This is a genomic window from Marivivens sp. ABH4_498, assembly GCF_056160585.1.
In genome coordinates this window covers 182,737-207,624 of record NZ_JBSWXL010000003.1, presented here as the reverse complement: position 1 = coordinate 207,624, position 24,888 = coordinate 182,737, and the positions used below count along the sequence as shown (strand labels likewise).

26 protein-coding genes are annotated in these 24,888 nt (G+C 57.4%); 9 read left to right on the top strand and 17 right to left on the bottom strand.

The window, feature by feature from the left end; genetic code table 11:
* The first annotated feature begins 81 nt into the window (after positions 1–81).
* Positions 82–990, top strand: coding sequence for a calcium-binding protein (locus ACXAGA_RS08350; RefSeq protein WP_475117029.1), 909 nt, complete (start codon positions 82–84; stop codon positions 988–990).
* Here ACXAGA_RS08350 and ACXAGA_RS08345 read toward each other — a convergent pair.
* On the bottom strand, positions 987–1,847 hold the full coding sequence (locus tag ACXAGA_RS08345; RefSeq protein WP_475117028.1) for a D-amino-acid transaminase: 861 nt from the start codon (positions 1,845–1,847) through the stop codon (positions 987–989). The genes ACXAGA_RS08350 and ACXAGA_RS08345 overlap by 4 nt on opposite strands.
* A gap of 181 nt (positions 1,848–2,028) precedes the next feature.
* Between ACXAGA_RS08345 and ACXAGA_RS08340 the strand changes: the two genes are divergently transcribed.
* On the top strand, positions 2,029–2,988 hold the full coding sequence (locus ACXAGA_RS08340; RefSeq protein ID WP_475117027.1) for an L-malyl-CoA/beta-methylmalyl-CoA lyase: 960 nt from the start codon (positions 2,029–2,031) through the stop codon (positions 2,986–2,988).
* A 1-nt stretch (position 2,989) separates the two neighbouring features.
* Here the strand turns inward: ACXAGA_RS08340 and ACXAGA_RS08335 are convergent, their stop codons facing one another.
* Positions 2,990–3,457 (bottom strand): AraC family transcriptional regulator, encoded by a 468-nt coding sequence (locus tag ACXAGA_RS08335; RefSeq protein WP_475117026.1) that lies wholly within the window; start codon positions 3,455–3,457, stop codon positions 2,990–2,992.
* A 130-nt stretch (positions 3,458–3,587) separates the two neighbouring features.
* Complete coding sequence (locus ACXAGA_RS08330) at positions 3,588–4,247, bottom strand: hypothetical protein (protein ID WP_475117025.1); 660 nt, start codon at positions 4,245–4,247, stop codon at positions 3,588–3,590.
* A gap of 187 nt (positions 4,248–4,434) precedes the next feature.
* Between ACXAGA_RS08330 and ACXAGA_RS08325 the strand changes: the two genes are divergently transcribed.
* From ACXAGA_RS08325 to ACXAGA_RS08305, 5 genes are all read left to right on the top strand, one after another.
* Complete coding sequence (locus ACXAGA_RS08325) at positions 4,435–5,397, top strand: acetyl-CoA carboxylase carboxyltransferase subunit alpha (RefSeq protein WP_475117024.1); 963 nt, start codon at positions 4,435–4,437, stop codon at positions 5,395–5,397.
* A 119-nt stretch (positions 5,398–5,516) separates the two neighbouring features.
* Positions 5,517–5,804 carry an Asp-tRNA(Asn)/Glu-tRNA(Gln) amidotransferase subunit GatC gene (gatC, locus tag ACXAGA_RS08320; RefSeq protein WP_475117023.1) on the top strand — a complete coding sequence of 96 codons (288 nt, stop codon included), beginning with the start codon at positions 5,517–5,519 and terminating at the stop codon, positions 5,802–5,804.
* Positions 5,804–7,282, top strand: a complete 1,479-nt coding sequence (gene gatA / locus ACXAGA_RS08315; RefSeq protein ID WP_475117022.1) for an Asp-tRNA(Asn)/Glu-tRNA(Gln) amidotransferase subunit GatA — start codon at positions 5,804–5,806, stop codon at positions 7,280–7,282. Before gatC ends, gatA begins: the two co-directional genes overlap by 1 nt.
* 97 nt (positions 7,283–7,379) lie before the next feature.
* Positions 7,380–8,051: a hypothetical protein gene (locus ACXAGA_RS08310; RefSeq protein WP_475117021.1), complete on the top strand. Its 672-nt coding sequence runs from the start codon at positions 7,380–7,382 to the stop codon at positions 8,049–8,051.
* Positions 7,991–8,713 (top strand): N-acetylmuramoyl-L-alanine amidase, encoded by a 723-nt coding sequence (locus tag ACXAGA_RS08305; RefSeq protein ID WP_475117020.1) that lies wholly within the window; start codon positions 7,991–7,993, stop codon positions 8,711–8,713. Before ACXAGA_RS08310 ends, ACXAGA_RS08305 begins: the two co-directional genes overlap by 61 nt.
* Here ACXAGA_RS08305 and ACXAGA_RS08300 read toward each other — a convergent pair.
* The 9 genes from ACXAGA_RS08300 to ACXAGA_RS08260 all read right to left on the bottom strand — a co-directional run bounded on the left by ACXAGA_RS08300 (position 8,710) and on the right by ACXAGA_RS08260 (position 17,853).
* Positions 8,710–9,771 (bottom strand): aspartate-semialdehyde dehydrogenase, encoded by a 1,062-nt coding sequence (locus tag ACXAGA_RS08300; RefSeq protein ID WP_475117019.1) that lies wholly within the window; start codon positions 9,769–9,771, stop codon positions 8,710–8,712. The two genes, ACXAGA_RS08305 and ACXAGA_RS08300, sit on opposite strands and share 4 nt — an antisense overlap.
* Positions 9,772–10,001: 230 nt before the next feature.
* Positions 10,002–10,439, bottom strand: a complete 438-nt coding sequence (gene dtd, locus ACXAGA_RS08295) for a D-aminoacyl-tRNA deacylase (protein WP_475117018.1) — start codon at positions 10,437–10,439, stop codon at positions 10,002–10,004.
* Positions 10,436–11,353 (bottom strand): carbohydrate kinase family protein, encoded by a 918-nt coding sequence (locus ACXAGA_RS08290; protein ID WP_475117017.1) that lies wholly within the window; start codon positions 11,351–11,353, stop codon positions 10,436–10,438. The genes dtd and ACXAGA_RS08290 overlap by 4 nt, the downstream gene beginning before the upstream one ends.
* A 69-nt stretch (positions 11,354–11,422) precedes the next feature.
* Entirely contained in the window at positions 11,423–12,514 is a 1,092-nt protein-coding gene (locus ACXAGA_RS08285; RefSeq protein WP_475117355.1) for a TFIIB-type zinc ribbon-containing protein, read from the bottom strand.
* Positions 12,515–12,570: 56 nt separating this feature from the next.
* A complete protein-coding gene (locus ACXAGA_RS08280; RefSeq protein ID WP_475117016.1) occupies positions 12,571–13,695 on the bottom strand; it encodes an SPFH domain-containing protein in 1,125 nt (374 codons plus the stop codon).
* Between the two features lie 19 nt (positions 13,696–13,714).
* A complete protein-coding gene (locus ACXAGA_RS08275) occupies positions 13,715–14,644 on the bottom strand; it encodes a DUF2927 domain-containing protein (RefSeq protein WP_475117015.1) in 930 nt (309 codons plus the stop codon).
* 27 nt (positions 14,645–14,671) lie between these two features.
* Entirely contained in the window at positions 14,672–15,862 is a 1,191-nt protein-coding gene (locus ACXAGA_RS08270; RefSeq protein ID WP_475117014.1) for a toxic anion resistance protein, read from the bottom strand.
* Between the two features lie 11 nt (positions 15,863–15,873).
* Positions 15,874–16,761 (bottom strand): 5-bromo-4-chloroindolyl phosphate hydrolysis family protein, encoded by an 888-nt coding sequence (locus ACXAGA_RS08265; protein WP_475117013.1) that lies wholly within the window; start codon positions 16,759–16,761, stop codon positions 15,874–15,876.
* A gap of 282 nt (positions 16,762–17,043) precedes the next feature.
* Positions 17,044–17,853 (bottom strand): pseudouridine synthase, encoded by an 810-nt coding sequence (locus ACXAGA_RS08260; protein WP_475117012.1) that lies wholly within the window; start codon positions 17,851–17,853, stop codon positions 17,044–17,046.
* Between the two features lie 86 nt (positions 17,854–17,939).
* Between ACXAGA_RS08260 and ACXAGA_RS08255 the strand changes: the two genes are divergently transcribed.
* Positions 17,940–18,389: a nucleoside deaminase gene (locus ACXAGA_RS08255; RefSeq protein WP_475117011.1), complete on the top strand. Its 450-nt coding sequence runs from the start codon at positions 17,940–17,942 to the stop codon at positions 18,387–18,389.
* Here ACXAGA_RS08255 and ACXAGA_RS08250 read toward each other — a convergent pair.
* Genes ACXAGA_RS08250 through ACXAGA_RS08235 form a run of 4 tightly spaced genes read right to left on the bottom strand, consistent with a single transcriptional unit; the run spans position 18,386 to position 21,289 of the window.
* Positions 18,386–18,997, bottom strand: a complete 612-nt coding sequence (locus ACXAGA_RS08250; protein ID WP_475117010.1) for a hypothetical protein — start codon at positions 18,995–18,997, stop codon at positions 18,386–18,388. The genes ACXAGA_RS08255 and ACXAGA_RS08250 overlap by 4 nt on opposite strands.
* The gene (locus ACXAGA_RS08245; RefSeq protein ID WP_475117009.1) at positions 18,994–19,716 is read right to left on the bottom strand and encodes a lysophospholipid acyltransferase family protein; all 723 of its coding nucleotides are present in this window, start codon (positions 19,714–19,716) and stop codon (positions 18,994–18,996) included. The genes ACXAGA_RS08250 and ACXAGA_RS08245 overlap by 4 nt, the downstream gene beginning before the upstream one ends.
* Positions 19,713–20,618, bottom strand: a complete 906-nt coding sequence (locus tag ACXAGA_RS08240) for a cell division protein FtsX (protein ID WP_475117008.1) — start codon at positions 20,616–20,618, stop codon at positions 19,713–19,715. The genes ACXAGA_RS08245 and ACXAGA_RS08240 overlap by 4 nt, the downstream gene beginning before the upstream one ends.
* Positions 20,615–21,289, bottom strand: coding sequence for a cell division ATP-binding protein FtsE (locus ACXAGA_RS08235; protein ID WP_086449746.1), 675 nt, complete (start codon positions 21,287–21,289; stop codon positions 20,615–20,617). The genes ACXAGA_RS08240 and ACXAGA_RS08235 overlap by 4 nt, the downstream gene beginning before the upstream one ends.
* A gap of 170 nt (positions 21,290–21,459) precedes the next feature.
* On the opposite strand from ACXAGA_RS08235, the gene ACXAGA_RS08230 reads away from it, so the two are divergent.
* Positions 21,460–22,446, top strand: a complete 987-nt coding sequence (locus ACXAGA_RS08230; protein ID WP_475117007.1) for a zinc-ribbon domain-containing protein — start codon at positions 21,460–21,462, stop codon at positions 22,444–22,446.
* Here ACXAGA_RS08230 and ACXAGA_RS08225 read toward each other — a convergent pair whose 3' ends face one another.
* The gene (locus tag ACXAGA_RS08225; RefSeq protein WP_475117006.1) at positions 22,447–24,879 is read right to left on the bottom strand and encodes a DUF4175 domain-containing protein; all 2,433 of its coding nucleotides are present in this window, start codon (positions 24,877–24,879) and stop codon (positions 22,447–22,449) included. It abuts the gene before it with no gap.
* Positions 24,880–24,888: the final 9 nt, after the last annotated feature.

Sequence of the window (24,888 nt, the reverse complement as noted above, 5' to 3'; positions counted from 1 at the left end):
CAGCTAAGAGTTTCAAAAGACTCTAAAATATAACGGGCCGCCGCCGTTACGGACCATGACAAACTATGTCTGGGACCTAAAATGCTGCTCGCCTTGCTTCTTGCATCTGTTGGCGTGGCCCTGATTAGCGGGGCTATGTCCCCAATGGATGAATTGCCATCAGACGATGACACCGCCGTCGGCTCTGACGGTGATGATGTTGCCTATTCGTGGGGCGGCGACGATAGCCTGACCGGAGAGTTAGGCGACGATTGCCTGTTTCTGGGCGAAGGTGACGACACAGCCACGGGCGGCCTTGGCGACGACATGCTGATTGGCGGTCCGGGCAATGACATCCTGATCGGAAACGAAGGCGATGACCGCATCATGGGCGGCCAAAACGCCGACTGGATCACGGGCGATGACGGCAATGACAACCTAAAAGGCGAAGATGGCTGCGACATCATCTATGGCGGAAACGGTGATGACCTGATTCACGGCGGCAATGCTGCGGACACTCTGCATGGCGATGACGGCAATGACGTCATCTATGGCGGCGCAGGAATCGACCTGATTTACGCAGGCGAAGGCAACGACAAAGTCATCGACGTCTTTGGGACCAACACCCTATATGGCGGCGCAGGCGACGACCTGATGCGTGGCGGCAGCGAAAGCACCCTGTACGGTGACGATGGCAACGATCTGATCCATATGAAACAGGGGGCGGTTGCCACTGGCGGCGAAGGTCAGGACCTGTTCAATATTCTGATCTACTCAGAGGATGAAATTCCCGAAGGCGAAACCGCAGGTGCGACCACCATCACCGATTTCACGCCAGAGGACGATCTAATCGCCATCACCCTACTGGCAGGGCAATCCCCCGACATCACGATCGAAGTGACCGAAGAAGGATCGCATGTATTGTTTGACGGCAGCGTGATCGTCACAGTGCAAGGCTATTCGGCCCTGACACTGGACGATTTGGTGCTATTGACCGCGCAGCCTGATTAGACGGCGGTTTTCATGCTTTCTTCGATATAGATTTCGCGCAGGCGTAGGGCCAATTTGCCTGGAACGCCTGCCCCGATCTGTGCGCCATCGATTTCAACAACTGGCTGAACAAACGTCGTCGCCGAGGTGATGAATGCCTCGTCAGCGCCTTGCGCTTCTTCGATGGTAAAGTTGCGCTCTTCGACTTCCATTTGCGATTCGGCTGCGAAACGCAGAACGGCTGCGCGGGTGATGCCGTGCAGGATGTCGTTCGACAGGGCACGGGTGATGATTTTGTTGCCTTTGACGATATAGGCGTTGTTGGATGTGCCTTCGGTCACGAAACCGTCTTCGACCATCCATGCGTCATCGCAGCCCTGTTTCTTTGCCATCATTTTACCCATCGACGGGTACAGCAGCTGAACCGTTTTGATGTCGCGACGGCCCCAACGGATATCTTCGATCGAAATGACTTTGATACCGGTTTTAACCGATGGCATTTCCACCAGATTTTTTGCGAATGTGAACAGCACGATGCCCGATGGCGTTTCGTCAGGGTTCGGCCATGCGAAATCACGGTCTGCAGGTGCGCCGCGGGTGATCTGCAGATAGATGCCGCCTTCGGTCAGGTCGTTCTTTTCGATCAGATCGCGGTGGATTTGCAGCAGTTCGTCTTTAGTCACTGGGTTGCGCATGTCCAGTTCGTTCAACGACCGTTCCAAACGCACTGCGTGGCCTTCGAAATCAACCAGTTTGCCGTCGATGACCGAAGTCACCTCGTATACGCCGTCCGCCATCAGGAACGCACGGTCGAAAATGGAAACCTTAGCTTCGGTTTCGGGTACATATTCACCGTTAACGTAGACGGTACGGGTCATGGCGGTTCTCCTCAAAATGACGGGATGGTTTTGGGTCAATGCTGCCCCGCCGTCAAGCCCGCGACGATTTGGCCCGCTACGTAAAATTGCTGCATGTGCAAAATTACCTTGCGCGGCGCAGCGCAATTTCCTAACCAATTAGCAACCTGAAACGTAATTTCATTACCGAAAGGAATCGCGCATGTCGTTCCGTATCCAACCCGCCGCCCCTGCCCGCCCGAACCGTTGCCAATTGTTCGGCCCAGCATCCAACACCAAACTGTTCGCCAAAATGGCGGCATCGGCTGCTGACGTGATCAACATCGATCTAGAAGATTCCGTTGCCCCGTCCGACAAAGACATGGCACGCGCCAACGCGATCGAGGCAATCAACACCGTCGATTGGGGCAACAAATACGTGTCCATCCGCATCAACGGTCTGGATACCCCATATTGGTACCGCGATGTTGTGGACGTGATGGAACAGGCGGGCGACCGTCTGGATCAGATCATGATCCCCAAAGTCGGCTGCGCCGAAGACGTCTACGCCGTGGACGCGCTGGTCACCGCGATTGAACGCGCCAAAGGCCGCACAAAACCGATTTCGTTCGAAGTCATCATCGAATCCGCCGCAGGCATCGCCCACGTCGAAGAAATCGCAGCATCATCCCCACGCATGCAGGCGATCAGCCTAGGCGCCGCAGACTTTGCCGCGTCCATGGGCATGCAGACCACCGGCATCGGCGGCACGCAAGAAGACTATTATATGCTGCGCGAAGGCGAAAAATACTGGTCCGACCCATGGCACTGGGCACAAACCGCGATCGTCGCGGCCTGCCGTACCCACGGCCTGCTGCCCGTCGATGGCCCGTTCGGCGATTTTTCCGATGACGAAGGGTACATCGCACAGTCCAAACGTTCGGCGACGCTGGGCATGGTCGGCAAATGGGCGATCCACCCGAAACAGATCGCTTTGGCGAACGAAGTGTTCACCCCATCCGAGGCGAAAGTCACCGAAGCCCGCGAAATCCTAGCCGCTATGGAAGACGCCAAAGCCCGCGGCGAAGGCGCAACCGTTTACAAAGGCCGTTTGGTCGACATCGCGTCCATCAAACAGGCCGAAGTCATCGTGCGTCAGGCTGAAATGATCGCAGGTTCGTAAATCACGCACTTTCCAGAGGGACATAGATCAATGTGATCAGTTCCTCTGGAGCCACCTGCTCTGGCCTATTCAGGTACATTTCAAAGGTTGGAGCATTGCGCAGCGTCTCGCCGCTTTCTTTTAGCCATTCGGTGTGCAGATAATCATAGGCAATCGCCAGATTTTCATACGGGCCAACATGGCGCAGCACGGCATAGCGTCCGCCAGGCAGCATCACCACATCCAGCGGATCGTCCACTGCGGCGCGGTCCAGCAATAACCAACCGACATTCGACTGATCCGACGGATCATGGTTTTCGGCAGAATTCTGGTCATAGGTTGCCACCATCATTCCGCACACGTGCCACAGATCCTGATCGGAAATGGCTTTCCCAGCCGCCGCAACACGATCCAATTGGCCGTCTACCTCTTCGTGTTTCAGACACGCCAAATGGCGGGGAAACATCTCTTTTAACGAAATGTCGAACACTCGATTTACCCTTATTAGCAACATTACGTTCGCGTCATCACGCGGTTGCTGACGGGGGATATTTAATTTCGGGTTTAAAAGCAGGGTGAAAAAAACAAGATTTAAATCACATATAGCTTTGGTTTAGCGATCATTGGTATTCTCGCAGGAAAACAATGCCGTAATCGCACATTCGTTTACAGTCTGTCGCGTCACCGTAGGCATTTTCGATCCCCAAAAACATCGATGCGCCTTGGCCTTCGAAGCGCGGATCGTCGCATTCCAGATCATCTGGAAACTCGCCTGAATCGTCGCCAAAGTCGATCATGTTGCATTGGGTTACCGCGGCTGCATCGACCGGATTCCACAGATAAACCAGACCCGCATTATAGGCCGCAGCACAATCGGTCGCATCCGTGCCCAGATATTCCCATGACATCAAAACCGAACGCCCCACCCCGCTGAAACGGCGATCATCGCATTCACCATCAGCGGCCCATTCACCGCTATCCGTGCCGAAATTGATGCTATCCATGACAAGGTCCACCGCTTTCTTGCCATCGGTTTTGGTCGACCCGCGGCGCAATGTGATCGTGCCTGCGTCAAATGCCGCGCGGCAATCCGATGCGTCATGCATGATATCGTCATCTAGCAACGGGGTCGTTGTCATGCCGGCGCCTTGGAACCTTGGATCATCGCATTCGCCGTCATTCGACCACTGGCTGGCATCATCCCCAAACTGGATCGTTTGCGCATGAACAGGCAGTGCGGCTGCAACACAAAAACAGACCAGTTTGACCAAATGACGCATATTTTCCCCCTTGGGTCCGCAGCCGACAACGTGCAAAATTTGAAAACTGCCTAAACCATGCCCTGTCGCGACCCCAATTTTCAAAGAAATTGTGCCCCAAGGTCAGCTTTTTTGATAGCCGAGTTGCAAACACCCACATTGCGGCCTTATATCCCGCAAAGACCAATAGCCCCAAAAGAGGCGAGACATGACGATTTACCTCGAATTCGAAAAACCACTCGCCGAGATTGAAGGCAAAGCAGAAGAGCTGCGCACTCTGGCCCGTTCGAACCCAGAAATGGACGTCGAAAAAGAGGCACAAGGCCTGGACAAAAAGGCCCAAGACCTGCTGACACAGATGTACGGATCGCTGACACCTTGGCGCAAATGTCAGGTTGCACGTCACGCAGACCGTCCGCATTGCCGCGATTATATCGAGGCGCTGTTCACGGATTACACCCCGCTGGCCGGCGACCGTAACTTTGCCGAAGATAACGCCGTCATGGGCGGTCTGGCCCGTTTCAACGGCCGCGCCGTTGTTGTGATCGGCCACGAAAAAGGCAACGACACCAAAACCCGTATCGAACGCAATTTCGGCATGGCCCGCCCCGAAGGTTACCGCAAAGCCATCCGCCTGATGGATTTGGCTGACCGTTTCGGCCTGCCCGTGATCACGCTGGTCGACACCCCAGGCGCATACCCAGGCAAAGGCGCCGAAGAACGCGGCCAATCCGAAGCGATTGCCCGTTCGACGGAAAAATGCCTGTCGCTAAAGGTCCCTCTGGTGTCCGTTATCATCGGCGAAGGTGGATCGGGCGGCGCTGTTGCCTTTGCGACCGCGAACCGTGTCGCGATGCTGGAACATTCGGTTTATTCCGTGATTTCGCCCGAAGGCTGCGCATCGATCCTATGGAAAGACGCAGAAAAAATGCGCGAAGCCGCCGAAGCGCTGCGCCTGACCGCGCAGAACCTGAACGAACTGGGCGTGATCGACCGCATCATCCCTGAACCACTGGGCGGCGCACATCGCGACGCACAGGTCGCGATTTCCACCGTGGGTGCAGAAATCGAAAAAATGCTGGGCGAAATGGACGGTCAATCGGGCGACGAAATTCGCGCGAACCGCCGCAAAAAATTCCTAGCTATGGGTAACAAAGGTCTGGCTGCGTAACAAACGCGGCCAACCGTCCCTAAAATACAGCGATTATCGGTCCGTTTTTACCGGCCAGCCTTGCAGGGCGGGGCGCGGGGCGGTAAACGCGTGACCGACCCAATATATCGGAGAGGCCCATGTCCATCGACACGGATACCGCCCGCCGCGTGGCCAGCTTGGCCCGCATCAAGGTGGAAGAAGACGCACTGCCCGCACTGGCAAATGAATTCAACGCGATCCTTGGCTTTATCGAACAGCTAGAGGAAGTCGACGTAGACGGCATCGAACCAATGACGTCCGTGACGCCTCAGCGCCTGAAACGCCGCGAAGACGTGGTAACCGATGGCAACCAACAAGAAGCCGTTCTGAAAAACGCGCCCGACGCGCGTGAAGGGTTCTTTGCCGTGCCGAAGGTGGTGGAATAATGACCGATCTGAACAAACTGACGATTGCCGACGCACGCGACGCCCTAAAAAAAGGCGACGTAACATCGGTGGAACTGACCCAGTCCTGCATCGACGCGATTGATGCATCGGGCGCGCTGAACGCGTTCGTTCACAAAACCCCAGAAATCGCGCTGGAACAGGCTGCGGCTGCGGACGCACGCGGCTATGCCGACGCCCCTGCCCTGAACGGTATCCCGCTGGGCATCAAGGATCTGTTCTGCACCAAAGGCGTCGATAGCCAAGCGGCCTCTGGCATCCTCAAGGGTTTCAAACCAGAATACGAATCGACCGTCACCTCCAAACTGTTCGACAACGGCGCGGTGATGCTGGGCAAACTGAACATGGACGAATTCGCCATGGGTTCGTCGAACGAATCTTCGGTGTACGGCCCTTCGGTGAACCCGTGGAAAGTCGATGATCGCAACCTGACACCGGGTGGGTCCTCGGGCGGATCGGCAGCGGCTGTTGCGGCTGATCTATGTCTGGGCGCAACCGGCACCGACACCGGCGGTTCGATCCGTCAGCCAGCCGCGTTCACCGGCACCGTTGGCATCAAACCAACCTATGGCCGTTGTTCGCGTTGGGGCATCATCGCCTATGCTTCGTCGCTGGATCAGGCGGGCCCAATGACCAAAACCGTTCGCGACAGCGCCATCATGCTGTCGGCGATGGCAGGTCACGACATGAAAGATTCGACCAGCGCTGATCTGGCCGTTCCCGATTTCGAAGCCGCCCTAACAGGCGACATCAAAGGCAAAGTCATCGGTATCCCACGTGAATACCGTCTGGACGGCCTGAACGAAGAAATCACCAAACTCTGGGACGAAGGCGCCGACATGCTGCGCGCCGCAGGTGCCGAAGTACGCGAGGTATCGCTGCCGCATTCCAAATACGCGCTGCCAGCATATTACGTGATCGCATCCGCCGAAGCATCGTCCAACCTAGCCCGCTATGACGGCGTTCGTTTTGGCGAACGTGCAGCGCTGGGTGCTGGCGACGGCATCAACGAAATGTACGAAAAAACCCGCGCCGCAGGTTTCGGCCCAGAAACGCAGCGCCGCATCATGGTCGGCACCTACGTTCTGTCCGCTGGTTTCTATGACGCGTATTACAACCGCGCCCGCAAGGTCCGCACGCTGATCAAACGCGACTTTGAAAATGTGTTTGCAGACGGCGTAGACGCGATTTTGGCACCAGCAACCCCGACCCCTGCGTTCGGGATTGGCGAAGTGTCCGATGCCAACCCAGTAGAAATGTACCTAAACGACGTCTTTACCGTTACGCTGAACCTGGCTGGTCTGCCTGGTATCGCTGTTCCAACAGGCATGTCGTCTAACGGTCTACCGCTGGGCCTGCAGCTGATCGGGCGCCCGTGGGAAGAAGCCGATTTGCTGAATATCGCGCAGTCCGTCGAACAATCGGCAGGATTTGTAGCAAAACCGCAAAAGTGGTGGTAACGGTTCCAAAACAACCAAGTGTCGGAGAGACCGCGTGAAACGTCTATTGTTGGTGAGTGCAGCTTTTGCAGTTCTTTCAGCTTGTGGGGCCAATGATGTGCCCGCCAGCAATGGTCCCGGTTTCTCTGATTATGCAGAATGGGAACGCGCGCAACGCGAAGCTGCGCTAACGGGCGTTCCTGTGTCCGCTGCGCCTTTGGCCCCTGCTGCTGCGCCGACAACCACCACGTCGACAGCGGCACCCGCCCCTGTCTACAGCGGCGGCATCACACCAGAAAGCAGTTCAGACGGACAGACCATTTTCATCCGCGAAGGCGGCGTAGAGGCATCGCCGTCCAATGCTGCGCCAATGCTGTACAATCACCCGGGCCTGTCGGATGAACAAAGCTTTGCCGCTGTGGCGTCGCGCGAAACGATTGAATCCGACGCAGAGCGCCGCGCCGCGTTGGCATCGCAATATCAGGTTGTTCAGCCAACCGATCTGCCAACCCGCGGATCATCGGGCCCGAACATCATTGCCTACGCGTTGAATGCGCCAAACAGTCTGGGTCAGGAATGGTACAGCCGTTTCATGTATTCGGGCCAAGGCCGCTATGAACGCAACTGCGCCAAATATTCCAGCGCAGACGAAGCGCAGCGCGATTTCCTATCGCGTGGCGGCCCAGATCGTGACCCCAAAGGCATCGACCCTGACGGCGACGGTTTCGCATGCGACTGGAACCCTGCTCCGTTCATTCAGGCGGCCCGCGCGGCGGCCTCGGGCAACTGATCGTTCAATTCCCTTCGCCTAATTTCGGGCCGCGCCGCGATGGCGCGGTGCCTGATATCATCGTGCTGCACTACACCGCGATGGCCGACTGCGATGCAGCGCAGCGCGTTTTATGCAGCCCCGAACGCGAAGTTTCCGCCCATTATCTGATCGCACCCAATGGCACCGTCACCCAATTGGTGGACGAAGATCAGCGCGCGTGGCACGCGGGCGCAGGGTCTTGGGGATCGGTAAAGGACGTGAATTCGCGGTCCATCGGGATCGAAATGTCGAACATCGGAACCGCCCCCTTTTCCGCCCCACTGATGGACACGCTGGAAACGCTACTGCCTGAAATCATGGATCGCTGGTCGATACCGCCCGAACGGGTGATCGGGCATTCCGACATGGCGCCTGGCCGCAAAATCGACCCCGGCGCGCGATTTGATTGGACCCGTTTGGCACGGCAGGGTTTGGCGATCCGCGCGCAGGCACATGCCCCGATTGCCGCAGATCAGGCCCGTTTTGACACGGCCCTGACCCAGATTGGATATCCAGCAGCGGATGCAGACACCCGCCTATCCGCGTTCCGTCTGCGCCACCGACAAGGCGCGACAGGGCCGCTGGATGCGTGGGATATGGCGCTGGCGACCGATCTGGCCGCCAGATATCCTGCGACTTAGGCTGCCTCTTGTGCGGCCCCTAGCGCCAGCAGGGTTTCCGCGATTTGCACCGCATTCAGCGCCGCGCCCTTTAGCAACTGATCACCGCAGATGAACATCGCGATGGTGTGGCCCGTTGGATCGCCCAGATCGCGGCGGATACGGCCCACCAGCACGTCATATTCGCCCGTTGCTTCGGACGGCATTGGGAAATGGTTCGCCTCGCGGTCGTCAACCAGACGCACACCGGGCGCGTTTTCCAGACGTGCACGCACTTGATCCACGTCCACGAAATGATCGAACCGCACCGACAGCGCGATCGAATGCGCACGCAACACAGGCACACGCACGCAAGTCACGCCAATGGGTAGTTTCGGCTGCGACAGGATGCGGCGTGTTTCTTCGATCACCTTCAGTTCCTCTCCGTTATAGCCCGTTTCGCCGTCCACATCGGAATTGTGGCTGAACAGGTTGAACGCGTAGGGATGCGGCATGGCGTTTGGCGCGTAGTCTTGCCCGTTCAGTTTCGCATTGGTCGCGTCGCGCAGTTCATCCATCGCCGCCGCACCGCCGCCCGATGCGGATTGATAAGTGACCAGATTCAAACGGCTAATCGACCAGCACCGCTGTAGCGCGGCTAGAACGACGGTCGCGATTGCGGCCACGCAGTTCGGGTTCGCGATGATGCCCGCGTGCGGGATGATCTGATTTCCGTTCGCTTCGGGCACGATCAGCGGCACCGATGGGTCCATACGGAACGCCGACGAATTGTCCACAACCACCGCGCCCGCCTTTGCAGCAACGGGGGCATAACGGCGGGACACGGTCGCGCCAGCGCAGAAAAACACAATGTTCACGCCTTCGAACTGGTGGTCTGCAACCTCTTCGACGGGTAGATGCGCGCCGTTGAACGACAGGGTCTGACCTGCCGAACGGGCCGAAGCGAGCAGACGGATCGACGCAACGGGGGTGCCGCGATCCTCTAGGCACTGCAGCACTTCGCGGCCAACAACACCGGTTGCGCCGACGATGGCGACGACGGGCGGTTCAGGGATAAATTGGGAAACTGGGGCATTCATGGTCGGTCTCTTTGCTTTGCGGGCAGAAACGTCGGGGAATGCTGTGATTTTGATGCGCAACCCCGACCGTTCCGGCGGGGTTGGTTTGGTTTAGATCGTAGCCCATACCAAAACATCCCCCGCCAGAGCGGTGGTCATCTTGGTCTTCATGGTTTTGTTCACTAGGATCATCATGGGGCGGTTGTTAGCAGGCTGCTTTCGCGTTTGGCAAGATTTTTTTGCAGCCCGCGTTACACGTCCATCCAAATGGTCACGGGGCCATCGTTGATCAGCGACACTTTCATGTCGGCACCAAATTTACCGCTAGCCATTGGAATATTTAGATTTTGAACCTCGGATTTGAACAATTCGTACAGGCGTTCGCCTTCGTCCGGGCGGGCTGCGGATGAAAATCCGGGGCGGTTTCCGCGGGAGGTATCAGCGGCCAAAGTGAACTGGCTGACAACCAAAGCGCTACCGCCGATGTCCATCAGCGACTTGTTCATGCGGCCGTCTTCGTCGGCAAAGATTCGGACTTTGGACAGTTTGGCGGCCAGTTTTGCCGCCTTGTCATCGGTGTCGCCATCCATCGCACAGACCAGAACCAGCATGCCCTGCCCGATCTGCCCGATGACTTCGCCGTCCACGCGAACGGCGGCTTCGGACACGCGTTGAATTAACGCTCTCATAGCTCTTTGGCCCAAGGTGGGTTTGCGCCTGCGCGGCTGACGGTCACCGCCGCCGAACGGGTGCCCAACGACAAAGCGCTGGCGATTTGCGTTTCGGTCAGGTTGGCAACGGCGTCTTTGGTCAGCAGGCCAGCATCCTGTAGCGACGCCAGAACGCCCGCGTTGAACGTGTCGCCTGCGCCGACGGTATCGACAACCTCGACCCGCGTTGCATCAACAAACACGTGCTGATCTGCGGTGATGCCGTGCGCGCCTTTTGCGCCTTCGGTGATGCAGACCAGTTTTGCGCCCATACCGATGATTTTGCGGGCTGCGGTGACGATGTCGCCTTCGCCGACCAGCCATGCCAGATCTTCGTCAGATAGTTTCACGATATCCGCAGCGGCCATCATGCGGTCAATCCGCGCGCGGTAGGCGGATTCGTCTTTGATGAACGACGGGCGGATATTCGGGTCAATCATGGTGACGCGAGTCGCGGATTCGCGCATCATCAACGCTTCGTACGTGGAACCGCATGGTTCAACAGGCAGTGAAATCCCGCCAAAGAACATCGCATCCGCGTCAACGTTTGCAGGTAGATCATCCAGCGACAGCATACGGCCTGCGGTGCCTTCGTCGTAGAACGCATAGGTCGCGTGGCCATCGACCAATTTGACGAACGCCACGGTGGATGGACGGTCCGATAGGTTCACCAGCGACGTGTCGACTTGGCTTTCTTTTAGGCTGTTCATCAGAACTTCGCCCATCATGTCGTCCGCAATGCCCGAGAAAAAGCCGACATTCGCGCCCAAACGACCCAGCGCAATCGCCGTGTTGAACACCGCACCGCCCGCGTAGGGGGCGTAACATGCCTCGCCTTCGGTAGAGGTACGCGGCAGCATGTCGATTAGGGCTTCACCACAGCACAGGATCATTTCGGGCCTCAATTGTTAGCGATAACGTTGCGCAGTTGGGTGCCGCGAAAATGCCCCGCAGTCAACCCATCACTGGCTTTGCGCAGCAACATATCCGATCGCAGCGGCCACAATCAGCCCCAAAACAACCGCAAAGGCGATTTTCCACGCCGAATACGGGCGTTCGCCCTGCACTTTGCCCGTTTGGCCATTCACAACGAAACGGTACGTTTTGCCGCGATATTTATAGGCGGCCAACCAGACAGGCAGCAGGATGTGTTTGAACGTCACATCGCTGACTTTGGTATCCACATTGTGCACCCGCTGCGTATCGCCGCCGATGTCAAACCGCACGTCGCGCAAGATCATGCGGTCCATATAATCGCGCGCCTCATCGAACCCTTTGTCCAGCTGCACTTGATACCCTTCGGCGCGGAAACCCGCCAGAAAATCAGGGCTGTATGGTTTCAGTTCCGACAGGTTCCACGGCTGCAAATTGTCGGTATATTTTTTCGGCAGCGAATTGGACGCAAGCACCAGAATATCGTCAAAGAACCGTGCCACACGGCCCGTTTTGCGCCGCCAACGGGTTTTGCGGACCTGCTGCGTTTCGCGTTTTCCGTTCCGCACGACGGTGCGCGTTTCGTAATAATAATCGCCGCGTTCGCCCACATAGGCAGATTTGGTGTCTGCGTCATAGGTCCAGAACGGCACGTAAATGCCGTTCATTTTGCGGCCCTTGCGCGCGTATTCCTGCAACCCGTTCGGCGCGAACCATAGGCGGCCCAGCCAGTTGTTCATCGAATCCTTGGCCGACTTTTCATCAATAGAAAACGGTAGCAAACCTTTGGGTTTGATGTGCCGATGGGTGCCTGTGTCGGTGACAATCGGGGTGGCACAGAATGGGCATTCGTCCGCATGGGTGACGCCGTCGAATTCGACCTCTGCGCCGCAATTGTCACAGCGGGTGACGCGGGTGGTTTCCATATCCGCCTGCGGCAGTTCGTTTTTCACGGCTGCAAGGAAATCCAGTTCGCGGACCGCTTCGACCACGGCGGGGGTGTCGTGGTGCAGGGCTTCGGTGTGGCCGCAGAAATCGCAAATCAGCTGATCCGCACCTGGGTCAAAGCGCATATCAGCGCCGCATTGTTCACAAGGAAATCGGTGGTCTTCTACGGTCATGGAAATTCGGTCGGTCTGAAAATGGGTGGGGCGACCGTGGCCGCCCCGTTCATAGATTACATAGCTGGCGGCGGAGGCGGCGGCGCCACGGTGAACAGCTGCGCCAGTTCGGTATCGGCTGCGGCTTTCCACCCGTCCTGACCTTGGGTCCAGACCAAGGTTTCACGCGACAGTTCGCCCGCAGCAGCCATGCGGCCCATCGCGGCCTTGGAAAACGGGCCTTTGGTCGCGCCGTTTTCTGCAATGTGCCAAACATGTTCAACAGGCGGAGGCGGAGGCGCAACAGGGGCCGCAGCAGGCGCGTATTGCGGCTGTTGTTGCGGCACAGCGCCCCAAGGGCCGGTCATCATATTGCCCATCGCCATGCCCATGCCCGCGCCCATGCCGGTCGCCATGGCTTGGCCTGCGCCCGATGCGGGATTGCCCATCGCTTCGGCTGCGCGCCATTTCATGTGATCGTCCAGATTGCCCGCGATGCCGCGGCTGGTGCGCGCATCCAGCGCCTTTTCGACGGCTTCGGGTAGGCTGATGTTTTCGATATAGAATTCAGGGATTTCCAGACCATAGGCCGCGATGGTCGGCGCGATGGCTTTGTTCACCAATGCTGCCACATCGCCCGTATTCGCCGCCATATCCAGAACAGGAATTCCGCTGGCCGCAATCGCGCGGCTGAATTCCTGAACGATGATGTTGCGGATCTGGAAACTGATTTCGTCCATCGTGAATTCGCCGTCCGTGCCGACGATTTCGGTCATGAACAACGCGGGATCAGATACTTTGATCGTATAGGTGCCGAACGCACGAATGCGGGTTGGGCCGAATTCAGGGTCGCGGATCATGATCGGGTTTTTCGTGCCCCATTTCAGGTTCGAAAAACGGGTCGTGTTGACGTAGTAGATTTCCGATTTGAACGGCGATTTGAAACCGTGGTCCCAATGCTGCAGCGACGTCATGATCGGCATGTTGTTGGTTTCCAACATGTACAGACCCGGCGCGAATACGTCGGCCAACTGGCCTTCGTGCACGAATACGGCGGCTTGGCCTTCGCGGACGGTTAGTTTCGCACCGTATTTGATTTCGTGGCCTTCGCGTTCAAAACGCCAGACCATCGTATCGCGGGTATCGTCCGTCCAATGAATGACGTCGATAAACTGACCCGACAGAAAATCCAGAATGCCCATAACTATGGCTCCTTCGTTATTAGCTTGATCCGCCCAGCAATTCATTTGCGATTTGGCGGACTATTGGGGTCGCCTGTTCGGCGGTCATGCCAACCGATAAGCGATCATCGTACAAAGTTTTCAACAGCAATTCGTCATGCGTTGTCAGGTAGGCGTATTCTTCGTCGTCGTTGAAAATCGACGGACGGGCGCGCGGACTGTCGTTGGCCAGCCCCATGCCTTGGGCCAATTCTTCGTGAACGCAGGATTGGCGCATCAGATCGGGATGTTCGGCGCGGATGATCGCCACCGCACGGCGATAGCGCACACCATCAGGGCCAAACGTGCCAATCACCAAACACAGTTGATCCCGCGGTAGGTTCACCGCGTAGTCGATCGAGGTATTTTCGACCCCAGGCATGATCGACCGCAACAAAGGTTCCGATGCGCGCAAATCATCGTGGTTCAGGACCAAAACGTGGAAATTCGCGTTGTCATCGGTGTAGGTGAACGGCACCCCCGTCAGGCGGGACAACCGATTGCCATAGGCACGGATATAATTGGTATCTGTCACGCGGCGATCCGCACCGACCGTGTCGCCAAATTTGACCGACATGCGCACGGGCTGTTCCCATCGGCGCAGGGTCGATTCCGTTTGCTCGGCGCGCAAACGCCCCGACTGGGCGCTGTATTCATCAAACAAAGCGATTTGGACAAAGTTGCGCGCCAGATCATCGGCATCGAACGGGGCTTCGATCCCGCCGCCATTGGTGCGCATCAGGCCTTGGATCAACAGATCCTGCTGCAACCGCGCATAGCGCTGTTCCAACATGCGGCTGTAATCTGACACTTCGACCGGCTCTGGCTGTGGTGGCACCAATTCAGCCGGACGAGGTTCGGGCGCAGGCATGTCAACGGGGGCGGCCGGAAACAGGTCGCATGCGGTCAAAGACACCGCAGCTATACCCATCAAAAACGACCGCCACCCATTTATCATTTATTCGCCTGTTGCAGTGCCCACGTTATAGCCAGCAGCATCGCCGCGTGCTTTGGCACTTGCAAGGGTTGCCTTGAGTTCGGCTTCCATGTTTTGCAGTTCTTTTTCGGCTTCGGCGCGTTTGCGTTTGCCTTCGTCTGCGATGGCTAGGCTTTCGTTGATCGTCGCGATCAGCGTTTCGTTCGCCTGTTTCACGGCATTGATGTCGAACACGCCGCGTTCCATTTCGGTGCGGATCGCTTTGTTCGCTTGGCGCAGGTTGTCTGCGTTCGCGGTCAGCAGTTCGTTGGTCAGGTCGTTCGCTTCGCGGACGGCTTTGGCGGCTTCGGCGGAACGCTGGATGGTGACGGCCTGTGCCAGCTGGGTTTCCCACAGCGGAACGGTGTTCACCATGGTCGAGTTGATTTTGGTGACCAGCGATTTGTCGTTTTCCTGAACCAAACGGATCGACGGCAGCGACTGCATCGTCACCTGACGGGTCAGTTTCAGATCGTGAACACGGCGTTCCAGATCGTCACGGGCGGCACGCAAATCGCGCAGTTCTTGCGCCTTCATCACGCCGTCTTCTTCTGGGGCGGCGGCGACTTCGGCTTCTTTTGCTGGGATGGTGGTGTCGTCCAGCTCTTTCAGCTTGGCTTCGCCAGCGGCAATGTACAGTGCCAGTTCGTCATAGAAGGTCAGCGTTTTATCGTACAATACGTCCAGGCTTTCGATGTCTTTCAGCAGGACATGTTCGTGACGCAGCAGGTCTTCGGTGATTTTGTCGATCTGGCCCTGAACCGTTTCAAAACGCGCGGCGAATTTCGCCATTGGCGCAGCGCGGCCCAGCAGTTTTTCCCAGAACGTCCGTTCGCGGCGCACGTCCAGTTCGGACACCGAAAAACCGCGGATGGTCGTTACGATTTCACGCAAAGAATCGCCTGCAGGGCCAACGTCTTTGTTGCGGACGCCCGACAGCATGGACTGCGAAATTTCCTGCAATTCAGCCTGAGCGGACGACCCGAAACGCACGATCGAATTCGTGTCGGTCATATCCAGTTCGCCCATGCGTTTGGCGATTTCTGCGCCGGTCGGTTCGTCTGCGGTTTCCAGCGGCACGATGTCTGTGCCCGGCTCTTGCAGAACGACTGCGGTTACTTTTTCTACTTCGGCCAATGTCGCTTCTGCTTTGGTGCGTACATCTTGGGACATGGTGTTCTCCATCACTCGGGCTTAACGCCCTCTCGTTTCAGTCGGTCGCGCAGGACTTTGATTTCGATGTCCATGTCACTGCGGTCGTCATTCAGCATTTTGTTGGTTTTGGCGGCGAAATTGGATTCCAGATCGGTCAGCAATTGTTCGAAACTGACCCGCGCATCCGCGTCTTTGGTCCGTTTATACAGATCGGCAAATTTCACCGCAGCATCGCGCGCGCCCATCAGGTAAACGCCCAGATATTTACGGGCGCCTGTTAGATCGCGCGGGTCTTCTTCGACTGTGCGGATCATTTGGCGGGCTGCCGATTGGAATGACGCGACGCGAATATCCAGTTTGCGGTCATTCAGCGTTCCGATGTGATCGGACATTGCGGACAGATAGGTTTCAGCCTCGTCCACCACGCGGGCAACGCGATCCTGTTGGAAATCATCGATCCCTTCCAGCCGTTTATTCTGCAGAGGGTCAATGCCGAACGCGGCGATATGCAAACCGCCCGCCGCAATGCCATAGATAATCGCACCGATCACACCCGCATCTTTGGACAGCGCTGCGCCAGCAATACCAACGCCCACCAATATGGCTGCCAGAATTTTTCGCGGCAGCGCCGGACGGCGGGCAATCGACCGTGCGTTATAGGCGGACTCGGCGCGCAATCCTTCGCGCAATAGCCATGCACCCAGCCCCAGCAGGGCGGCGCAAATCAGGCCAGTGATCATCGTGGTCGGTTCTTGCCGAATTGACGTAAACGCCAGCACAACAGGCGGCACAAACATCACATTGGATTTACCACCAGCCGGATCGACACGGCGATCATCGGAAACCGTAACGTTGGTTGTTGCACCGCTGTTCGCGTTGCCGTCGGGGCTGTATTTTCCGCCAAACCGTTTAGCCATCACAGACCCCCAATCGTGCCGGTGACGACACCAAACATCAGGACCATCAACAGCGCAAAAGCAATATTGCGAAAGGCTTTGGGCATTCAAAATTCCATTTTCATTCCGTGTGACCCTAGGCGCGCAGCACAACAGCCGCATGACAATGCGCCAAGGTCGATCTTTATGAATTGGAATCCGTATGCGCGGATTGACCGAGCCATGCTCGTTTCAAATCCAACAATGTCCCCAATCCATGCCAACACCATGACGTTGGCACAGATATCACGCAAGGGGATAGATTTAGCTGTTTTTCCCCGTGGCCGAAGGTTTACGACGGCGCGCAGGTTTCGGTTTGGGTTTGGTCAGCGGTTTCATCTCTGCATCCCACCCCATCTGATCACGCAGAACGCGGCGTTTGACCTCTTCGACTTCGCCGGCCTTTAGGTTGCCCAACTGGAACGGACCATAAGACAGACGCAGCAAGCGGTTCACGGTTGCACCGACATGTTCCATAGCGCGGCGGATTTCGCGGTTTTTACCTTCGCGCAGGGCGATCGTGAACCACGCATTCGCGCCCTGCTGACGATCAAAGATCACCTCCATCGGGGCGTATTTCATACCGTCGACGGTGACGCCTTTGCGCAAAGCTTCGATATCGATTTTTTCACCGTTTCCTTTGACGCGCACGCGATAGCGGCGCAGCCAACCCGTTGATGGCAATTCCAAATTCCGTTTCAATTCGCCGTCATTGGTCAACAACAGCAACCCTTCGGAATTCAAATCCAGACGGCCTACGCTCATGACGCGCGGCATATCTTCGGGCAGTTGGTCGAAAACGGTTTCGCGGCCTTTTTCGTCGCGGGTGGTGGTCACCAGACCAACGGGTTTGTGATACAGCCACAAACGCGCGGGTTCAGGTTCGGATACCCATTTCCCATCCACTTGAATGCGATCCTTTAGGGTCACATTCAGCGCAGGGCTATCAATCACCTTGCCATTCACTTTAACACGGCCTTCGGTGATCATGCGTTCCGCTTCGCGGCGCGATGCGACGCCAGCGCGGGATAAGACTTTGGCGATGCGATCGCCTGTTGGGGTATCATTGGTCATATACCCCTTTAATCCCAGCGGGGCGGTTTGCGCAATCGGTAGCGGATAAGGGTTGCGCGAAAAGACGCCCCATCGCACAAGACGGTATGAAATTCCGCAGCTACATGTCCGAAGCCATGAAAGAGGCCCACGCCGCCGCCGCACGGGGCGAAGTGCCCGTTGGCGCGGTGATCGTGTCCCCGTCTGGCGACATCATAGCGCGCGCAGGCAACAGGACGCGCGAATTGTCCGATCCCACCGCCCATGCCGAAGTTTTGGCAATCCGGGATGCATGCGCCCAAATCGGGTCCGAACGGCTGGTGGGTCATGACCTATACGTCACGCTAGAACCCTGCCCTATGTGTGCGTCGGTGATTTCATTCGCCCGCATCAACCGGCTATATTACGGCGCATCCGATCCAAAATCGGGCGGCGTCGAAGTAGGCCCACGGATCTACACCCATAAACAATGCCATCACACGCCCGAGGTTTATGACGGCATCGACGCCAAAGCCGCCGAAGACCTGTTGCGCGATTTCTTTGCGGCGAAACGCTAGATTGTTTTTTGATACGTGACGTAGGTTTCTGCGGGTTTCCCGCGCGCCATCAATGCCGACCACAAAAACGGATCGGTATCTTCGGCATCGAATTGGACCACACGCGCCCCGATGCGGTCAGCTTGGGACAGGCACCAATCTATCGCTTCGTTGATTTCAGCGCGGTTGCCTGCAATCCACCCTGCCTCGGCAATGCCGCCGCGCATACCGCGTAACGACGCAAATCCCGCACCGATAAACGCGGCGGTGCCGTCTTCTATGGATTGCCCAAAGGTATGGCGCAAATTGGCGGGTTTTTCGGGCGGATTATCAGAATTGCAATCGCGATAATAATCCCAATGCGCCTTTAACCATTGGTCCATTTGCGATGCCGAAACGACCCGCGCATTCGGACAATCCATCGCGCGCGCCGCCAGATTGAACACGCCAGATCGGGACATTTCGGTCCAGTCTGACAGATCATATTCGTGATCGACAGGCAGGGTTGCGATCAGACGGTCGTACCCGTCGGGCAATTCGACCGCGCCCAGATCATCGTGCTGGGTCAGGCGATCCACATCCAGATAGGCCGCATATGGATGCAGCGCATTCTGGACCAACCGGATCATTTCCCCAACGCCTCTGCCGCCAATCTGTCAGAGGCAGCTTCAACGGTGTTTTCCAAACGCTCCATGAATTCGTCTGTCGTCAGACCGGGTTTGATGCGCGGCAAAAATTCGACCACAGCGGTTCCGCTATGACGGATCAACCCGTGGCTTGGCCATGTAACACCCACATTCACAGCAACAGGCACGCAGTCCTGATTCAATTCGCGATACAAAACCGCTGATCCGATTTTATACGGGCGTTTTTCACCGACAGGCACACGCGTGCCTTGGGGGAAAATGATCAACTGACCCGGATCAGACCGACCTGCCGCGACATCGGCGACCATCTGTTTGATAGCGACGCCGCGTTTGCCGCGGTCCACTGGGATACAGCCGATCCGCATGCCGTATTGCCCGACGATGGGCGTATACAGGATTTCCTTTTTCATGATGAATTTACCACGCGGCATCGCGCCGTAGATCATAATGATATCCAGAAACGACTGATGTTTGGCAGCGACCAAAACCTCGTCCGTGGGGGGCGTGCCGCGCACTTCGCATTTCAGGCCAATTATCCAGCGCGCGCACCAGAACACAAAATAGCACCACGCATGACACGCCGCGTGCCCGCCGCGTTTATCGATCAGCATCCAAGGCAAAAACCCAATCGCGACGATCACCATGCCGACGTAGATAACGACATGGAAAACCATCGACCGTAGAAATTGAATGACAATCATGAATTGGCCCTAAGTGTACGCAGCGCCGCCGCGCGGGTTGCAAAAAAGGCCACGATAGCAGCCAATGGCGGGATCACCAATGGCGCGATCCATCCCGCACCTTGGAATCCAAGCCCCGTCAAAAATCCGCCCGCGACTTCGGTCTTTGGCAGCAAAAGAACGGCCAACATGCCCGCCACTGTGCCTGCCGCAGCACCCGTCAGCGACCGCAGCGTAAAGCGGCGCACAAAGGCCCCTGCGATATACAAATCACGCGCACCGACCAGACGCATCACGCGGATGACTTGGGCATTGGCCGCCAGCGCGGCTTGTGCCGCTAGTGTAATCATCGCGCCGGTCGCAGCAGCGATCAACAAAATTGCCACGGTTGCCAGCAAACGCAGCCGGTTCGCCGCAGCGATCAGCGGTTCGCGCCAACGCGTGTGATCGTCCAAAATCGCGCCGGGCACTTCGGCTTGTAAACGGGCGCGTAGCCCTGCGGGATCATACCCTTCGCCTTCTTCTACGATCTCGATCAGGCGGGGGATCGGCAGGCTATCAACAGGCAGATCGGGTCCGAACCACGGTTCCAACAATGCCTGTTGTTCTTCGGTTGTCAGCGGTTGCGCCGACGCGATACCCGGGGTCGTTTCCAAAACGCGGACCGCTGCGGCCTCTTGTGCGGCCAATTGATCTGCAGGCGCCGAAATACGCAGCGTTGACGTACGCGCCAGTTCCGCAGACCAACGATCCGCCAACCGCCCCGTTGCCAATGACAAAGCCAGCGCAAAAACCGCCAAAAACGCCATCGCGCCCGCCGTAAACACAGTCAGGTTTGCGGTATATCCCGTCGGCGGCACAGCGCGGTCCGCCAGCGGATCGCCCGCCAGCATCGACATATATCGCCCCAAATCGACCTTCATAGCTCTGCCCCCGCGACATGCAGACGGCGGTTGGCAAGCCGCAGAACCCGCGTGGACACCTGCGATTTGGATGCGCGGATCAAATTCAGATCATGCGTCGCAATCAACACGGTTTTACCCATTTTATTCAGCTCGACCAACAGCTGCAGCAAACGCTGCGACATTTCCCAATCGATGTTGCCTGTCGGTTCATCCGCAATAATCACATCAGGCGAAATGATAACTGCGCGGGCCAAAGCTGCGCGCTGGCGTTCACCGCCCGACAGTTGCGGTGGCAATTGGGATGCCTGATGGGTCAAACCGACCCAGCGCAACAAATCCTCTAGGTAATCGCCAGCCTCTTGGGCGCGGCCCGAAACAGTCAGTGGCAAAGCGATATTTTCCGCCACCGAAAGGTGATCCAGAAACTGGCAGTCCTGATGAACAACGCCGATCTTTCGGCGCGACATCGCAACATCATCGCGTTCCATTTCACGGGTATTTTTGCCAAACAGACGCACATAGCCCGCCGTCGACACCAATTCGCCGTAACACAATTTCAGCAAAGTCGTTTTACCAGCCCCCGACGGCCCCGTCAGAAACTGAAATGACCCCGGCGCAAGAGTGAGCGAAACGTCCGAAAACAGTTCCCCGCCACCATAGGAATACGCAACCCGATCCAGTTCGATCACTGAAAAATCCTTTCATGCACCATGCCGTTTGTGTTCTGCCTAAAACACAGTCAGAATTCAATCACCTCGGAAGAGAGAGGCATTGTTTCGCTTTCCCAAATAATAAGTGATTGTTAATACTCGAAAGACACCGAATATTCGTCCGTTCCTTGGACGTTGGAGAATGGCTAATGCGGCTCACTTGCCCAAATTGCGGCGCGCAATACGAAGTTCCTGACGACATCATCCCCGAAACGGGACGTGATGTACAATGTTCCAACTGCGGCAATACATGGTTCGAAAACCCCTATGATTCAGCCGAAGACGTCGGCGGCGTTGAAATTCAACCCGCGCCGCCCGCGCCGGAACCCGAACCACAGCCAGCGCCCGAACCTCAGCCCGAACCAGAAACGGTTGATGCCGCGCCAGAGGAAGAAGACGATGTAATCGCATCCGTTTTGTCCATTGATGCAGACGACAGCGATGAACATTACGAATTCGAAGATCCCGAAATCGAAGAAGAGGATGACGAAGAAGACGACGTCGCCCCCGCCGATTTCCATGATTATTCCGAAGACGACGATTCAGACGACGACGCGGATGACGAACCTATTGGCGTTATGCCGGCACGGATTCGCCCGACGCGCCCCGCCCGCACGATCGATCCAGCCATCGCCAGCATCCTGCGCGAAGAGGCCGATCTGGCTGCATCACGCCGCACCCACGAACCAGATCCAATAGAAAGCCAACCCGATCTGGGTCTGGATGACCTATCCGAAACGCCAGAGCTGGCCCCCGAAGAACGGCAGGCATTAGAAGTTCAACGCCGCCTGTCGACACTAAAAGGCGAAGAGCCCGCCGCCGACGGCCCGCGCAAAGATTTGCTGCCCGACATCGAAGAAATCAATTCGACGCTGCGATCTGCGGCGGACCGCACTGTTCCTGCCGGTGATAAACTGGAACAGGACAATCGCGGCGGTTTCCGCACTGGTTTTCTGGGAACAATCGTTGCGGCAGGGATTGCAGCGGCTGCCTATATCTACGGCGAAGCCTTAGGCGATATGGTCCCTGCCGTCGCGGCCCCGTTGGACAGCTATAGCACGTGGGTTGATGGGCTGCGCGTGTCGCTGAATTCTGCCGTCGAAGGGTTCGTGTCGTCCCAATCCAGCGATGGCTGATCAGAACCGATCCAGTAGCCTGCGTAGGTAATCCAGCTCTAGTTCGTCGCGGTCCAATTCACCCGCACGGCGGCGAATTTCGTCCATCAGCTCGCCCGCGCGACGCTGAACGTCCTCTTGCATCATTGACTGATCGGTTCCTGCTGGCCCTTCGGTGCCCGACTGGCGGCCAAGCGGGTCGATATTGGCCTGACGTTGCCCGCTCTGCGCACCGGTTGAATCGCCGTCGGCCTCTGGGTCGGGGTTTTCGCTTTGGGCCAATGCTTCGCCCAACTGGCGCATACCATCGCGCAGCGCGTCGATCGCTTCGGCCTGTCGATCAACGGCTTCGGGCAGGTTTTCGTCGCGTAGTGCTTGTTCGGCGCGATCCATTGATCGTTCGGCCTGTTCTAACGAACGGCGCGCGGCGTCCTCTTGTCCATCGGGTAGAACGGGCAGGTTACGGCGCTGTTGTTCCAGCAATTCCCGCAATTCGCGTTGGCGATCTGCCAAATCCTGACCGTCTTGTTCTTCGCCTTCGTCACCGTCTTCGCCAAAGGCGCGGTCTTGTAGGTCGTTAAAGGCGTCGTCGTTCAGATCCTGCTGATCGCGCAGCGTATCGCCCAACTGTTCCATCGACTGCTGGCCTGGGCTACCTTCGCCGTTCTGAGACTGCGATTGCTGCATCTGTAGGTTTTGCAGCAGCTGGTTCAGCTGTTCCATCAATTCGGCGGCTTCGGCCATGCGGCCTTCGTTCATCAATTCCTGAATGCGGTCCATCAACGCATCGATTTCATCTTGCGTGATTTCGTTGGAATTCTGGCTGTTGTCAGGCTGATCCGACCCGTCGCCATCTGGCATTTCTTCGGCCAGCAGGTCCATATAATCGTCGGTCGCATCGCGCAGTTCTTGCATCAATTCCTGAATTTCTTCGGGCGAAGCACCATTTCGCATTGCCTCGGCCAGACGTTCTTGGGCGCGGTTCAGACGTTCGCGGGCGTCAGCCAAAGCGCCGTCTTCCAATTCGATGGCAAGGTCCCACAGGTTCTGCGCGATGTCGGCCTGCGTTGCGTCATCCAGCGATCCATCGGCCACGGCCAGTTCGATTTTTTCGATGATCCCGCGGAAAATCGGATCAATTTGCGGGGAACGGAACGCCTGTTCGGGGCGATAGGCAATCGCCCGCAGCATCGACGCCACGCGCGGCGCGTTCGATTTCGACCACATAAAATCGCGGCGCTGTTCGATCACAGCTTTGGTCACAGGGCGGAAAAAACGGCGGCCCGGCAGAACGATCTGTTCGGGCTCAGCGGCACCCACCTGCCCCATTGCATCGGTGACTTCGAACGCGATGGTGACGGGCATGTTCGCCAGAATATGCTGGCTGAAATCTTCGATCAAAGCCTCGTCAAATTCGGCGCGGTTGCCGGAAATTGGGATGGGCAGATCAACAACCAGCGGCGCAATCGGATCAGGGTCAACCATCAGGCCATAGCGGCGGTCAACGCCTGTTAAATCCAGTGCAATCGCCACCTGACCGCCCGTAATTCCATAATCGTCGCTAGCGTAAAACGGCTGAGTCATTACGCCCATCGCATCTGCCTGCACAGGCCCTGTCAGTTCCACAAAGGGCATCGCATCGGGGCGCACAGCAATATCCCACGCGCGCGGCATTGCGCCACGGATCGAAATTTCGCCGTCTTGCATGATGTCAAAGGTTTGCGATTGGTCAGACGCGGGCGGCACGACATCTGCGGTGCGGGCCGAAACCGTTTCGGCCAGTGTCAGATCGCCCACATCACCATAGAACCGCAGCGTGACGCGCGATCCTTTGGGTACCTCGATGCGGCCCGTCAGATCGGACAGATACAGCGAGGGTTTGCCCGTATAGCTGGGCGGTTCAATCCAGCCTTCCCAGCTGGGTCCCGATGCGGTCATTGTATCCGTTTGCGGACCCGCCATGGCAGGGGCCGTGACCCGCGACGCGCTACCGAACAACACGCCGACCGTCACCGCCAGCAGCGCAATATACCGCAGGCCGTAAGGGTCAGCCGTTGCAACGCCTAGGTTCGGGGCGATAGGTTTTGCATCGCGGGTGCGTTCGCGCATCCGTTCGATATGGGCCGCCCAAATGGCCATCGACGCGGGATCGCCCGCCCCGATTGCTTGCGCGTCGTGCAGCGCCGAAATAGGCCGCCCTGGCAACCGCGCGTCAACGCGGGCCATTGCCTCGACCACTGTTGGGAATTTGAACTGCCGCCAGCCGCGGTACAGAAAATAGGCGATGCCCAGCAGGCCCAGAACCAGCCCCTCCCAAACGATTTCCAGCGGGATATCGGGCAGAACGCCCAGCAAAACGGGCGCCAGCAGAGCAAAGCCGATCGTCCAGACAGGCCAAAACCCGCGCACCACGCGCTCGGCAATCATGCCAATGCGCGTTGCAAAGATCGGCAATCGCAAATG

What these genes read in the sequence shown, in the direction of transcription:
- ACXAGA_RS08350 (WP_475117029.1), top strand. Translation starts at nt 82, where the DNA reads ATGCTGCTCGCCTTGCTTCTTGCATCTGTTGGCGTGGCCCTGATTAGC.
- ACXAGA_RS08345 (WP_475117028.1), bottom strand. Translation starts at nt 1,847, where the DNA reads ATGACCCGTACCGTCTACGTTAACGGTGAATATGTACCCGAAACCGAA.
- ACXAGA_RS08340 (WP_475117027.1), top strand. Translation starts at nt 2,029, where the DNA reads ATGTCGTTCCGTATCCAACCCGCCGCCCCTGCCCGCCCGAACCGTTGC.
- ACXAGA_RS08330 (WP_475117025.1), bottom strand. Translation starts at nt 4,247, where the DNA reads ATGCGTCATTTGGTCAAACTGGTCTGTTTTTGTGTTGCAGCCGCACTG.
- ACXAGA_RS08325 (WP_475117024.1), top strand. Translation starts at nt 4,435, where the DNA reads ATGACGATTTACCTCGAATTCGAAAAACCACTCGCCGAGATTGAAGGC.
- gatC (WP_475117023.1), top strand. Translation starts at nt 5,517, where the DNA reads ATGTCCATCGACACGGATACCGCCCGCCGCGTGGCCAGCTTGGCCCGC.
- gatA (WP_475117022.1), top strand. Translation starts at nt 5,804, where the DNA reads ATGACCGATCTGAACAAACTGACGATTGCCGACGCACGCGACGCCCTA.
- ACXAGA_RS08305 (WP_475117020.1), top strand. Translation starts at nt 7,991, where the DNA reads ATGCGACTGGAACCCTGCTCCGTTCATTCAGGCGGCCCGCGCGGCGGC.
- ACXAGA_RS08300 (WP_475117019.1), bottom strand. Translation starts at nt 9,771, where the DNA reads ATGAATGCCCCAGTTTCCCAATTTATCCCTGAACCGCCCGTCGTCGCC.
- dtd (WP_475117018.1), bottom strand. Translation starts at nt 10,439, where the DNA reads ATGAGAGCGTTAATTCAACGCGTGTCCGAAGCCGCCGTTCGCGTGGAC.
- ACXAGA_RS08290 (WP_475117017.1), bottom strand. Translation starts at nt 11,353, where the DNA reads ATGATCCTGTGCTGTGGTGAAGCCCTAATCGACATGCTGCCGCGTACC.
- ACXAGA_RS08285 (WP_475117355.1), bottom strand. Translation starts at nt 12,514, where the DNA reads ATGACCGTAGAAGACCACCGATTTCCTTGTGAACAATGCGGCGCTGAT.
- ACXAGA_RS08280 (WP_475117016.1), bottom strand. Translation starts at nt 13,695, where the DNA reads ATGGGCATTCTGGATTTTCTGTCGGGTCAGTTTATCGACGTCATTCAT.
- ACXAGA_RS08275 (WP_475117015.1), bottom strand. Translation starts at nt 14,644, where the DNA reads ATGGGTATAGCTGCGGTGTCTTTGACCGCATGCGACCTGTTTCCGGCC.
- ACXAGA_RS08270 (WP_475117014.1), bottom strand. Translation starts at nt 15,862, where the DNA reads ATGTCCCAAGATGTACGCACCAAAGCAGAAGCGACATTGGCCGAAGTA.
- ACXAGA_RS08265 (WP_475117013.1), bottom strand. Translation starts at nt 16,761, where the DNA reads ATGGCTAAACGGTTTGGCGGAAAATACAGCCCCGACGGCAACGCGAAC.
- ACXAGA_RS08260 (WP_475117012.1), bottom strand. Translation starts at nt 17,853, where the DNA reads ATGACCAATGATACCCCAACAGGCGATCGCATCGCCAAAGTCTTATCC.
- ACXAGA_RS08255 (WP_475117011.1), top strand. Translation starts at nt 17,940, where the DNA reads ATGAAATTCCGCAGCTACATGTCCGAAGCCATGAAAGAGGCCCACGCC.
- ACXAGA_RS08250 (WP_475117010.1), bottom strand. Translation starts at nt 18,997, where the DNA reads ATGATCCGGTTGGTCCAGAATGCGCTGCATCCATATGCGGCCTATCTG.
- ACXAGA_RS08245 (WP_475117009.1), bottom strand. Translation starts at nt 19,716, where the DNA reads ATGATTGTCATTCAATTTCTACGGTCGATGGTTTTCCATGTCGTTATC.
- ACXAGA_RS08240 (WP_475117008.1), bottom strand. Translation starts at nt 20,618, where the DNA reads ATGAAGGTCGATTTGGGGCGATATATGTCGATGCTGGCGGGCGATCCG.
- ACXAGA_RS08230 (WP_475117007.1), top strand. Translation starts at nt 21,460, where the DNA reads ATGCGGCTCACTTGCCCAAATTGCGGCGCGCAATACGAAGTTCCTGAC.